Source organism: Pandoraea sp. PE-S2R-1, from assembly GCF_002179865.1.
In the GTDB taxonomy this organism is placed as follows: Bacteria; Pseudomonadota; Gammaproteobacteria; order Burkholderiales; family Burkholderiaceae; genus Pandoraea.
Window position 1 is genome coordinate 374,971 of record NZ_NGUR01000009.1, and the last position, 12,249, is coordinate 387,219.

The 12,249-nt window shown below is 64.2% G+C and carries 11 protein-coding genes; 7 read left to right on the forward strand and 4 right to left on the reverse strand.

The genetic code is table 11. The annotated features are described in order from the left end of the window. Positions 1 to 96: 96 nt before the first annotated feature. Positions 97 to 2,400, reverse strand: a complete 2,304-nt coding sequence (locus CDV44_RS08740) for an aconitate hydratase (protein WP_087687676.1) — start codon at positions 2,398 to 2,400, stop codon at positions 97 to 99. A gap of 129 nt (positions 2,401 to 2,529) precedes the next feature. Here CDV44_RS08740 and CDV44_RS08745 point away from each other — a divergent pair, with 129 nt between their 5' ends. Continuing rightward, entirely contained in the window at positions 2,530 to 3,417 is an 888-nt protein-coding gene (locus CDV44_RS08745; protein ID WP_087687677.1) for a LysR family transcriptional regulator, read from the forward strand. Positions 3,418 to 3,479: 62 nt separating this feature from the next. Here the strand turns inward: CDV44_RS08745 and CDV44_RS08750 are convergent, their stop codons facing one another. Both CDV44_RS08750 and CDV44_RS08755 read right to left on the reverse strand, forming a co-directional pair. Further along, the gene (locus CDV44_RS08750; RefSeq protein ID WP_087687975.1) at positions 3,480 to 4,460 is read right to left on the reverse strand and encodes an alginate lyase family protein; all 981 of its coding nucleotides are present in this window, start codon (positions 4,458 to 4,460) and stop codon (positions 3,480 to 3,482) included. 71 nt (positions 4,461 to 4,531) lie between these two features. Continuing rightward, complete coding sequence (locus tag CDV44_RS08755) at positions 4,532 to 5,443, reverse strand: LysR substrate-binding domain-containing protein (protein WP_087687678.1); 912 nt, start codon at positions 5,441 to 5,443, stop codon at positions 4,532 to 4,534. A gap of 252 nt (positions 5,444 to 5,695) precedes the next feature. On the opposite strand from CDV44_RS08755, the gene CDV44_RS08760 reads away from it, so the two are divergent. The 6 genes from CDV44_RS08760 to CDV44_RS08785 all read left to right on the forward strand — a co-directional run bounded on the left by CDV44_RS08760 (position 5,696) and on the right by CDV44_RS08785 (position 11,573). Then, positions 5,696 to 6,595 (forward strand): ABC transporter permease, encoded by a 900-nt coding sequence (locus tag CDV44_RS08760; protein ID WP_087687679.1) that lies wholly within the window; start codon positions 5,696 to 5,698, stop codon positions 6,593 to 6,595. Further along, a complete protein-coding gene (locus CDV44_RS08765; protein WP_087687680.1) occupies positions 6,592 to 7,629 on the forward strand; it encodes an ABC transporter ATP-binding protein in 1,038 nt (345 codons plus the stop codon). The genes CDV44_RS08760 and CDV44_RS08765 overlap by 4 nt, the downstream gene beginning before the upstream one ends. Positions 7,630 to 7,673: 44 nt before the next feature. Further along, positions 7,674 to 8,798, forward strand: coding sequence for an extracellular solute-binding protein (locus tag CDV44_RS08770; protein ID WP_087687976.1), 1,125 nt, complete (start codon positions 7,674 to 7,676; stop codon positions 8,796 to 8,798). A 113-nt stretch (positions 8,799 to 8,911) separates the two neighbouring features. Next, positions 8,912 to 9,694 carry an ABC transporter permease gene (locus CDV44_RS08775; RefSeq protein WP_249277497.1) on the forward strand — a complete coding sequence of 261 codons (783 nt, stop codon included), beginning with the start codon at positions 8,912 to 8,914 and terminating at the stop codon, positions 9,692 to 9,694. Beyond that, positions 9,672 to 10,244: a TIGR00725 family protein gene (locus CDV44_RS08780; protein WP_058378539.1), complete on the forward strand. Its 573-nt coding sequence runs from the start codon at positions 9,672 to 9,674 to the stop codon at positions 10,242 to 10,244. Before CDV44_RS08775 ends, CDV44_RS08780 begins: the two co-directional genes overlap by 23 nt. A 129-nt stretch (positions 10,245 to 10,373) precedes the next feature. Further along, positions 10,374 to 11,573: a porin gene (locus tag CDV44_RS08785; protein WP_087687682.1), complete on the forward strand. Its 1,200-nt coding sequence runs from the start codon at positions 10,374 to 10,376 to the stop codon at positions 11,571 to 11,573. A gap of 192 nt (positions 11,574 to 11,765) precedes the next feature. Here the strand turns inward: CDV44_RS08785 and CDV44_RS08790 are convergent, their stop codons facing one another. Then, the gene (locus CDV44_RS08790) at positions 11,766 to 12,107 is read right to left on the reverse strand and encodes a YciI family protein (protein WP_170935941.1); all 342 of its coding nucleotides are present in this window, start codon (positions 12,105 to 12,107) and stop codon (positions 11,766 to 11,768) included. Between the last annotated feature and the right edge of the window lie 142 nt (positions 12,108 to 12,249).

Here is a 12,249-nt window from a genome sequence, read left to right on the forward strand (position 1 = left end):
GGGCGCAAGAACTCGGCTTCGATAGAAAAAGCGCGGGGCATGCAGCACCTGCTTCATGCCGTATGCCCCGCGCTACCCACGACTGCCGTTTCCGAATTACTTGCTTGCCTTCGGCACGACGTTCAGCGCCGAACCCGCCTTGAACCACTGAAGCTGCACGTCGCTGTAGCTGTGCTTCAACTGCACCGTCTCCTGACTGCCGTCAGCGTGATGCAGCACGCACTCGACGTTTCGTCCGGGCGCGAGGTCGGCCAACCCGAGCAAGTCGATCCGGTCGTCGGCACGCACGCGCTCATAGTCGTCCGGGTCGGCAAAGGTCAGCGCCAGCAGCCCCTGCTTCTTCAGGTTCGTCTCGTGAATCCGCGCGAAACTGCGTGCGATGACGGCCATGCCGCCCAGCAATCTTGGCGAGAGTGCCGCATGCTCGCGGCTACTGCCTTCCCCGTAATTGAAGTCCCCCACGATGACCCACGGCACACCTGCCGCCCGATACGCGCGCGCCGCTTCTGCGGGTGTGACGTCCTGTGCGCCGCTCAGCAGATCGATCGTGCGCCCGGTGGCACCGGTGAACGCGTTCGTTCCGCCGTTCAGCAGGTTGTCGCTGAAGCGCTCAAGGTGACCGCGCAATTTCAACCACGGACCGGCGGGTGAAATATGGTCTGTCGTGGTCTTGCCGCGCGTCTTGATCAGCACGGGCATGCCCTTCGGGTCGTGGCCATTCCAAGCCGGCCACGGCTTGAGCACCTGAATGCGTTCGCTCTTCGGATCGACACTCACTTCGACGCTCGTGCCATCGTCGGGCGGCGCAATGTAATGCGTTGCGCCGCGGGTGAAACCTTGCGACGGTACTTCGGGGGCGACGGCCGGTGGCGTCAGACGGAATGGCTTGCCGTCGGCACCGGTCAGCGTGTCGTGTTGCGGATCGAACGAAATACGCCCCGCCAGTGCCCACGCGGTGACGATTTCCGGGCTGGCGATCAGGTTCACCGTATTGGGTGAGCCATCGTTGCGGCGCGGGAAATTGCGGTTATACGACGTAACGATGGTGTTCGGTGCCGCCACCGCCGCCGACTCGCGCCGCCACTGGCCGATGCACGGGCCGCAAGCATTCGCGAGCACCGTCCCGCCCATCGCGGCGAGTGTATCGAGTTGGCCGTCGCGCGCAATCGTCGCGCGGACTTGTTCCGATCCCGGTGTGACCATGAACGGCACGGCCGCCTTCACGCCATGCGCGTGCGCCTGCTTTGCCACATCAGCGGCACGGCTCATGTCTTCATACGACGAGTTTGTGCAACTGCCGATGAGCGCCGCCGACACGGCGTCGGCTTCGACATCGTGCGCGGCCAGTCCGTCGCCCGGCTTCGCCTGCTTCATTTGCGCCGCGAGTTGCGACACCGTGCGTGCACGATCCGGCGAATGCGGGCCAACGACGTGGGGCTCAAGCGTGGACAGATCGATGCGCACGACGCGGTCGTAGAAACGCTCCGGATCGGCTTCGACCGCAGCATCCGGTGCCAGCAACGGCAGATTTTCCTCGATCACCGGCACCAGATCGGCCCGGCCACTCGCACGCAGGTACGTCAGCATGCGTTCGTCCGCCGGAAACATCGATGTCGTCGCCCCCAGCTCAGCGCCCATGTTGGTGATGGTCGCCTTGCCGGTCGCACTGATTGTGCGGGCACCCGGGCCGATGTACTCCACGATGGCGTTGGTGCCGCCCGATACGGTCAGCTCCCCCGCCACACGCAGAATCACATCCTTCGGTGCGGTCCAGCCGCTCAACTCGCCCGTGAGATACACCGCAATGCGCTTGGGATAGAGCACTTCCCACGGCAGGCCAGCCAGCGCCTCCACGGCGTCGGCACCGCCGACACCCACGGCGCAAGCACCGAGGCCACCGGCATTGGGCGTGTGCGAATCGGTGCCGATGATGAGCGCGCCGGGAAACGCGTAGTTTTCGAGCACCACCTGATGGATGATGCCCGCACCGGGTTCCCAGAAGCCCAGCCCATAGCGGGCGGCAGCGCTGCGCAGAAACGCATAGACCTCGCGGTTCTCATCGATAGACGCCCGCAGATCAGCGCGGCCTTCGACCCGCGCCTGAATCAGGTGGTCGCAATGAATGCTGGCCGGCACGGCGACGCGGTCGCGTCCTGTCTGCATGAACTGGAGCATGCCGGTCTGCCCGAGCACGTCCTGAAACACGACCCGGTCGACCATCAGCGCGAGATAGCTCTTGCCCGGTACGAGCGGCTGGCTGTCGGGATCGGCCAGATGGCTGAACAGCACCTTCTCGGCCAGCGTGAGCGGATGGCCAAGCCGCTGACGGACGATAGCAAGCTTGTCGTCCATGGCCGCATAGAGACGCGTGAGCGTCTCCGCAGAAATGAATTGAGACATCGATCACTCCTTTTCTGAACTTCTCTGACTGCATTTGTGGGGTGGGTGGGTGCGATCGCAGGACGGATTCTGAAACCCTCGGCAATTCCCGTAAAATGAATTTATCTGTCCGATTACTCAATTTTTCTTATGAAAATCGACATCCTCGGCGTGCAGGCCTTTGTCGCGATTGCCGATCGCGGCGGCTTTCAGAGCGCAGCCGACGTGCTCTCGGTGACGCAAACCGCCATCACGCAGCGGCTGCGCAAGCTGGAGGACTATCTGGGCGTCATGCTCTTCGAGCGCACCACACGGTCGGTGTCGCTCACACAGATCGGGCGGGATTTTCTGCCGCAGGCGCGACGCTTGCTCGATGAGCTTTCCGACGCACTCACCGAAATCAAGGAAAGCGGACAAGCCGCGCGTGGCGACGTGTCGATTGCATGCGTGCCGACGGCGGGTGTGCAGTTTCTGCCGAGCATTTTGCAGACGTATGCGCAGCGATTTCCGCATAACCGCGTGCGCGTGCTCGATCACTCGTCAGTGGCAGTGACTGACGCCATCCTGCGGCGAGAGGTCGAATTCGGCATTCATATCGCGGGACCGGGGCACAGCGATCTGGTAGGTCTGCCGGTCGCAGAAGATCAATTCGTGCTGATCTGCCACGAAAAACATCCGCTCGCCCGTCGCCGGCGCGTGCCTTGGCGCAGTCTGTCGCCGTATCCGTTGATCTTTGCAGGACAAGTAAGCGCGAATCGTTCGTTGCTCGATGGCGCGTTGACGGACGTGAATCTGCAACCGCACTTCGAAGTGCAGCGCAGTTCCACGGCAGTCGGGATGGTGGCGGAAGGTGTAGCGGCGGCAGTGGTGCCGCGGCTGGCGATCCAGAAAGGGGCGTATCCACACATACGCGTCGTCGATCTGGTCGAGCCAGTGATTGCACGCACGCTCGTGCTCGTCACACGCCGGGGGGCACAGCTATCGCCAGCGGCGCAGGCGCTTTACGATTTGATCGTCGCCAGCACTGCGCCGCATTAGGTGCGGAGGATGTGCTGCTGAAGCGTCCCCTAGCGTTGCGCCCGGGGACGTTTTGGTATGCCTCAGCGCGTCGGCACAATACCGTGTTGCGCCATCAGCGTCAGATTGCCGCCCATGCGCGGGTCTTTGAACGGCGCGAAGGCATGCATGGCGTCGTAGCGCTCGGGATGCGGCGAGCGAAGGCGGTAAAACTCCACCCATCCGCTCGATCCACGCGGTTGGGCGGTTTCCTGCACCGCACCTGACTGCGCGTTGAACCACGCCGGATCGCGATAGCCATCGGCCACACGTGCCGCCAGCAATTCGATCGCGCCTTGCCGATACGCATACCAGTCGTCACCATGAAGCCGGGCCATTTCCGCCATCAGCACCAACGGCGCCGTGGCGTAGTCGTGATAGTGCAGCGCGCGACGCTTGCGGGCCATCTCCATCGGCAGGCTGCCATCGGGTTGAATAGCGTCGATGCCGGTGCGGTAGATACCTTGGGCCGTCGTCAGCAATGCATCGTCGTGCGTGGCGAGCGCCGTCGCCATGATGCCGACGCCCGTCCAGTAGTAGTGATTGTTGCGCTTGTGCTTCGAGTTGTCCCAGTAAGCGAGATTCGCGCTCGACAACTGGCGCAGCCACGATTCGATCGCCTGCCGCTGCTGCGGCGTAGCCAATGCCTGCGTGCGCAGATAGGCGATGGCGGCGGCACCGTGCGTCCATTGGCGCATGTAGTCGGACTGGTCATTATTCACATGGATCATCTGGCCGAGCATCGCACCGCTGTTGGCCCATGCTTCCAGCCACGAAAGCGTGCAGCGCCCATCCGCCTCATCCCCCTTGCCTGCCGCGTTGGCATAGGCGTCGGTCATTTTGGCGATTTGCGCCGTGAAGTCGTTCAATGGCTTCACGGCCGCCTCGTTCTGCGCCTGAAGCTGCGGGTCGATTTGCGAACTGGCCTTGTCGGTGTAGTAGCCCAGCGCCCGGATGTCGGGATTGCCCGGCGGCGGTGCGGGACACTCGTGCGGCGCGGCGAAAGCGCTGAGGTGAACTGTCATGGTGAATGCGCCTGCGATGAGCGCCGTGAGCAGGCGTCGTTGACTGATGCGTTGATGTTTCATGCGTCCCTTTACCGTTGACTCTGCCCTGCCTGCGCGAGCATCCACTCGCGAAAGTGCTGCAAGGCCGTGCGTTGCTGCAACCGCTCTCGCGGGTAACACAGGTAGTGACCGTGATGCGGCACGTCGACCCCGGCGTCCACCGGCTCGACCAGACGCCCGGCCGTCAGCGCCTCGCGCGCGAGAAACGCGGGCACCATGCCGACGCCCATTCCCGCCTCGGCCGCCTGAAGCAGCACCGAGTACTGCTCAAAGCGCGGCCCGGTGCGCTGCGCCTGTTCGCCTACGTCATGACGACGCGCCCACGTTCCCCAGACATCTTCCGCCTGACTGTGCACCAGACGCGGCGCACGCGCGACGTCGGCAACATCCACCAGCGGGTAACGCTCGAGAAACGACGGCGCACAGACCGGCACGAAGCAACGCCCGTCGAGATAGTCGCTCACCACCCCATCCCACGTGCCGTCGCCGTAACGAATGGCGGCATCGAGCGAGAAGGGAAAAGCGTCGCCATGCGACAAATGACGGCTGAAACTCAGCGTCACCCCCGGCGTTTTCTCCAGAAAATCCGGGAGTCGCGGAATCAGCCACTTCGTCGTAAACGTCGGCACGCTTGCAATGGTCAGCAGGTCGCTTTCCCCGCGAGACGTCATCAATTCCAGCGACGCATTGCCGATCTCGCGCAACGGCTCGGCCACGCGCTCATGATAGCGACGCCCGGCATCGGTGAGTGTCAGATTTCTGCCCTCCCGAACGAACAGCGGCGTGGCCACTAATGCCTCCAGCGCCGCGATCTGGCGGCTTACGGCGCTCGGCGTCAGACCCAGCTCACGGGCAGCACGAGAAAAATTCAAGTGTCGCGCGGCACTCGCGAACGCGAGAAGTTCCGCAACATTGGGATAGCAATGACGTAGCGCAGGCATAGGGCTGGCGTGGGTTTGCCGGGTAACAGCGGGCGATAAAGAGAGATGACAGCGGCGGCTGCGAGGCCGTCAACTGTTCCGTTTTCGCACAGAACGATGCCCGATTTGTGTGTTTTCTTCATGACGATGACACGTCCCGTCGCGACACTGGCGCCCAATGCAAAACGTGTCGCCCGCCCTTTTTGTAAGGGAAATAAAGGCTTCAGCGTCGCAGCAACCCTTTTGTCGTTACCCGCCGATCAAGTTCACCCGATGTCCGACGTCCACATTGAGCGCCTCGCCCGATCTGTGCCATCCCGGCACAGCCCCGCCCCTGCCGACGCCGGCCAGGCGGGACGTGCGCCGCAGCGCTCACGCACCAGCGTACTGCTGTGGATCGTGCGCGCCGTTGCCGCCCTGTTTCTCATCTACCTGTGCCTGCCAGTGCTTCTGCTGCTCGTGGGCGCGTTTGGTCAGGCATGGACCAACACGGTGTTGCCGACCGGCTTCACGCTGCACTGGTTTGCCGAACTGGCCGGTGACCCGTCGTTCCGGCGAGCCTTCTCCACGAGTCTCATCGTCGCCCTGAGTTGCTGCGTGATGACTGCACTGGTCGGTCTGCCGCTCTCGTATGCGCTGCATCATCGGTCGCGTACCGGCCGGGGCGCGATTGCCCGCCTCGTGACACTGCTGCCGGTGGCCGTGCCGGCCCTCACGCTCGGCTTCGGCTACATCGCAGTGTTCAGCGGCGATACGCTGCCGTGGCTCGGCTCGCTCTGGTTACTCGTGCTGGCCCACACCGTGTTGACGCTGCCGTATCTCACGCAAACGCTCCTCGCCGATCTGCGCCATCTCGACATCGCGCGTCTCGAAGACTGCGCGGCCACGCTCGGCGCCTCGCCGCTCAAGCAGTTTCTGACCGTCGCCGTACCGAACCTCACGCATAGCCTCGTCGCCGGGCTGGTAATGGTCGCGGCGCTGTCGATCGGCGAGTTCCAGATTTCCAATCTCATCGCGGGTTTCCGCTATCGCAATTACCCGGTGGTGCTGCTCCAGGCGTTTTACGGCGCCACCGGTTTTGCCTGCGCCGCGACCGTCGTGCTGCTCGTACTCGCGTTGATCGCGACCGGTGCATCGATCGTTGCGGCGTCCCGCCAGAAGGTCAGTTCATGAGTCTTACTCTCGAAAACGTCAGCTTCCGTTACGCCGGTGCGCCGCAAGGGCTCGACGACGTCAGCCTGCAAGTGCGTCAGGGCGAACTGCTTGCCGTCATGGGCCGCAGCGGCTCGGGCAAGTCGACGGTGCTTCGGCTCGTCGCAGGGCTGCTCGACGGCTATCGCGGCCGCATCGCTATCGGTGGCGAAGACGTTGCGGGCGTGCCGGTCTGGAAACGTCAGGTCGGCATGGTGTTTCAGCAATACGCACTGTTCCCGCACCTCAGCGTGCTCGACAACGTGGCGTACGGCTTGCGCATGCGCGGCATCATTGCCGCCGAGCGCCAGCGCATCGCGCTGGAAATGCTCAATCGCGTGGGACTGGCGGATTGTGCCTTGCGCCGTCCGGCGTCGCTGTCCGGCGGACAGCAACAGCGTGTTGCGCTGGCGCGCGCGTTGGCCGTGTCGCCCCGTGTGCTGCTGCTCGACGAACCGCTTGCCGCGCTCGATGCCGGCATTCGCCAGCAGTTGCGCGATGAAATTCGCGCACTGCAACAGGCGAGTGGTGCCACGACGCTGATCGTCACGCACGATCGCGATGAAGCGCTGAGCCTCGCTGATCGCGTTGCGGTCATCGACGGCGGACGCTTGTTGCAGATCGATACGCCGCAACGTCTTTACGACGCCCCGGCCTGTGCCACGGTCGCCAGTTTCACCGGCCTGTCGACGGTATTGCCCGCACGCGTGGTGCGCCCGGGTGCGGTCGACGTCGGCTTCGCCGAACTGCTCGCCGATACCGGTGCATGGCGCACCGGTGACGCTGTCAATTTGCTGGTTCGCCCGGAGCACATCGACGCCGATCCGCCGCTGCATGCGATCAACCGGCTGGCTGGCCGTGCAGGTGCAGTGCGCTTCTTCGGTGCCACCTGCCGCTATGACTTTCTGCCAAACGGCGCCACCACGCCGCTGTTGGGCGAGCACCGTCGGCCAGCCACGCACGCGGTGGCGCTTGACCCGGCACTGCTCCGGGTGCTGCCCCCGGCGTCGAAATGATTTCCCTGATTTCCTTACCCCATGCCCCCGATGGAGCTATGTCGATGATTCGCCTCACCTCTTCGCCGCGCCTGCTGTCTCGTGCCGTCCTGCCGGCACTCTCCACGCTGGCCGTCTCGTTCGCCCTGCTCGCCGGCACGACCGCTGCCGTGCACGCACAAACGCAAAGCAATGCGCCGCTGTACCCCGGTGAAACGGAGTTGTACGCCAAGGCCGCCGACGAAGGCCTCGTCGTGTCGTTCGACACGGGCCCCGAGTGGGCCAACTGGAAGGCGCTGTTCGCCGAGTTCCGCAAGCGGTATCCGAAGGTGGAGATCACCTACAACGACATCGGTTCGGCCGCCACGGTGGTCTCGCTCGACAAGGCACGCCGCCGTCCGCAGGCCGATACGGCCTACTACTTCGCCGGTTCCGCACTCGATGCCGTGCAGAAAGACGTGGTGGCCCCGTTCAAGCCGATCAACTTCGACACGCTGCCCAAGGTGTTTCGCGATAACGACGGCCGCTGGTTCACGATTCACTCGCTGAACATCGCATTCCTCGTGAACACGAAGCTGGTCAAGCACGTGCCGCAGTCGTGGGCCGACCTGCTCAAGCCGGAATACAAGAACGCGGTGGTCTATCTCGACCCGCGTTCGACGGGTCAGGGACAGGTGGCTGTGTTTGCCGCGGCGTATGCGTTCGGTGGCAACGTGGACAACCCGAAGCCGGGTGCCGAGTTCTTCGGCAAGCTGCGTGAGGCCGGCAATGTGATGCGTGTGGAGGGCACCACGCCCTACGCCAAGTTCGTGAAGGGCGAGATCCCGATTCTGATCGGTTACGAGAACGACGGCCTGAAGGCGAAGTACACCGACGGCATGGGCGATGCAGCGCAAGTCGTGATTCCGAAGGAAGCCAGTGTCTCGGCCCCGTACGCGATCAGTCTCGTGAAGAACGGCCCGAATCCGGACGCCGCCAAGCTGTGGCTGAACCTGATCATGAGCCCGGTCGGTCAGGCGTTGTTCGCACAAGGCTATGTGCGCCCGGCCGTGCCCGGCGTGCCGCTCTCGCCGGAAATGCGCGCTCGCATGCCGGACGCGCCGCAAGTGCACCCGCTCGACGTCGTGCGCGCAGCGGCCCAAAAGGCGGAAGTCGATCGCCTGTGGGCGGCGGCTGCACTCGCCAAGTGAGATCGCACGAGATGACTTCCGTCCGCGCCACTCCGGTCCCGGCTAACGAGATCGCCGCCGAAAGCCCCCGTGGGGCGCTCGCCCCGCGTGGCTGGGTGCGGCGCTTCGGGGGCATGCCTGCGGCCGTGTTGCTCGCCCTCGGTTTCGGACTGCCGCTCGGCGCGCTCGTGGTGGCAGCGTTCGACGGTCATGGCGAAGCGTTTCTCGCCATCGCCATCGACCCGCTGGTGCGCGACGCGCTGGTGAACTCGCTGGCGTTGGCGGTCGGCGCAGGCACCGTGTCGTTGGTGGTCGGTGCGCTGCTCGCCGTCACGCTCGCCCGTCAGACGCCGCGTCGTCGCCGTTTCTGGCTGGCCGCGATGGGTGTTCCGCTCGCGTTCTCGGGGCTGGTGATCGCCTACGGTTTCATTCTGGCGTTCGGCCGTGCAGGGTTCGTCACGCTCGGGCTGGCGTCGCTCGGTGCCGACCCTGCGCGTGTCGGCGCGCTGATCTACACGGCACCGGGGCTCATCGCTGCGTACGCGTACTACCTGATTCCGCGTGTGGCGTTGATGGTTTATCCGGCGATTGCCAATCTGGACCGCCGGCCGCTCGAAGCTGCGCTCACGCTCGGTGCGCATCCGCTGCGGGCCATCGTCGACGTGGCATTGCGTGAACTCTGGCCGACGCTGGCCGCCGCGTGGTGTCTCGTCACCGCCATCGCCATGGGCACGTATGGCACGGCGCTCGCGCTGGCCGGTACCCAAATCAATATTCTGCCGTTGCTCATGTTCCTGAAGATGTCGGACGGGCAAACGGATTTCCCACAAGCCGCCGCGCTGTCGCTCGTGTTGATGGCGGTATGCAGCGGTGTGCTCGCTCTCGGAGAGTGTCTTGTACGGCGTCATCCTCAATGAGTGGTCGGCTGCGGCCCGCCACGCCCTCGATCGTCTGGCTGCCCGCCAGGAAAGCACGCACCGGCACGTGACGCCGGTCGGGCTGATTGGCCCGCGCGAAGCCACGGCGGCACAGTTGGAAGCCGCGCACTGTGTCGGCGAAGCACTGGCAGCTGCCGGTGTTGCGCTTGTGTGCGGCGGCAAGGGCGGCGTGATGGAAGCGGCGTCGGCAGGGGCGGCATCGGCCGGCGGCATCGTCATCGGGCTGTTGCCGGAAGACCATGCGAACGACGCCAATCCGCATCTGAGCGTTGCGCTGCCCACGGGGTTGGGCATCACGCGCAACGCGTTGATCGCGCGTGCCTCGGTGTGTCTGGTCGCCATTGGCGGCGGACTGGGTACGCTCTCGGAAATCGCGCTTGGCCTGCAATGGCGCAAGCCGGTGTTCACGGTACTCGACGCGCCGGCCGTGCCGGGTGCCGAGAACTTCGACGATATCGACGCGCTGGTCGTGGCGGTTGCGACCTGGCTCAGCGTCACCGGACTTCCCGGAGGTGACGCCCCCCGGTAAGCCACGCCAGCGGTACCCTCCCCCCCGGCCCCATATCGGGAAAAGGATCGGGAAAAACACGGTTCAACGGGGTATCGACGGCGCGTTCTCGTGACGTTCCTGTCACATATATTTAGGATTACTAATATTATGAAGCGTATTCTTCTCGCGGCGCTTGGGCTCGGCGGCTTCGCCATCGCGGCACAAGCACAAAGCAACGTGACTCTGTACGGCATCGTCGACGCCGGCGTGGGTTACACCAGCGGTCAACGCACCGCCACCACAAAGGGTGGCGTAGGCACCCCGATCGTCTACTCCAACGCCTCGAACTGGGGTTTTGCCAGCGGCACGTGGTCGGGCGACCGTTGGGGCCTGAAAGGCACTGAGGATCTGGGCGGCGGCAATGCGGCCATCTTCCAGCTCGAGAACGGCTTCAACATCGGCACGGGTCAGTCGGGCCAAGGCAGCCGCCAGTTCGGCCGTCAATCGTGGATGGGTCTGCAAAGCGCCACGCTGGGCAAGATTACGTTTGGCCGTCAGTACGATCCGATCGTCGACTATGTGGGCGCGATCAGCGCGGGCACGTTCGTCACCGGTATGGGTGCGCACCCGGGCGATATCGACAACATCGATAACCAGGCACGCGTGAACAACTCGGTGAAGTGGGCCAGCCCGGTGTACGGCGGCTTCCAGTTCGGCGCGATCTATGGCTTTGGCGGCCAGCCGGGCAGCGTGAAGAACCAGAACGCATGGGGCCTTGGCGGTCAGTACGCCAGCGGGCCGCTCGCCCTCGGCGTGGCTTACCTGCAAGCGACGAATGCTTACGGCAATACGGGCGGCACGTGGAGCGGAGCGTACGACGGCACGTTCGCGTCGTCGATCAACGAAGGCTTCGCTTCGGCCGCCAGCCAGCGCATTCTCGCTGCTGCCGGTACGTACACGTTCGGCAACACACAGGTGGGTCTGTCGTACGGCAACGTGCACTACACCCCGGGTTCGTTCTCGACGTTCGCCAGCGCGATGACGTTCAACTCGATCGGTGCCACGGTGGCGTATCAATGGTCGCCGGCGATTCGACTGGCCGCCGCGTACAACTACACGCAAGGCAGCGACGTGAAGGGTGCCGGCGGTCCGAAGTATCAGCAGGTCAACCTCGCCACGTATTACGCGTTCTCGAAGCGCACGTCGCTGTACGCGCTCGTGGGCTATCAGAAGGCGTCGGGTAACACGCTCGACACCTTCGGCAACGTGGTGTCGGCAACGGCATCGGTCGGCGACGTGGGCAACGGCATCTCGTCAGCCACCTCGACGCAGACGCTGGTCCGCATGGGTATCCGTCAGACGTTCTGATCTTCGGTTGTTCCCCCCCTCGCTCGCCGAGGGGGTGCTTGAGTTTCATCGGTCTCATCTCGGAGACTTCGCGAGAACCGGTACTTTGCGCTCGGCCTTCGACATGGCGTGGCACTGCGTAATGGCCCGGCTCACCCTTGGCACACCCTCGCACAACGTTGTTTCGTGCGGTGGTGTGTTTTTTTATGCCCATCAACTCTCGGGGTCATCTCCAAACTCGCGGAGTTCCTGCGAGCAGCGGCAAGCTTGGGCGATCTTCGCAGCCCACGCGATGGCGGCTTCGCGCGACGGGAGTTGCAGGACACAGAAGCCGCCGTCGAACTCCTTCGTCTGGGGATACGTGTCGTTTGTGGTCCTGCCGTCTGCGGCGACCATGAGGGGAGCGCCCCCCCCGTTGATTCCACCACCGAACACGTACACACCGGCAGCCTTCGCCTCACGTATCACCTGGTGCGCCGCTTCGCCCACGGCGGCAAAGTCCTCGGCGGGGACGTCCATCGCCCGCGCGGGAAACGAGATAAGGTATTTCGTCATCGCTTTGTCCTTCGGTGAAGTCGGCGCTTTCATCGGCCGCACTCGCATACTCCCGCCAACCTCCCCACGCCCACCGTTCGTACAAACCCTAATACATACCTACCTGTATATACAATACTGTACCGGTCATTACTTGGTCTGA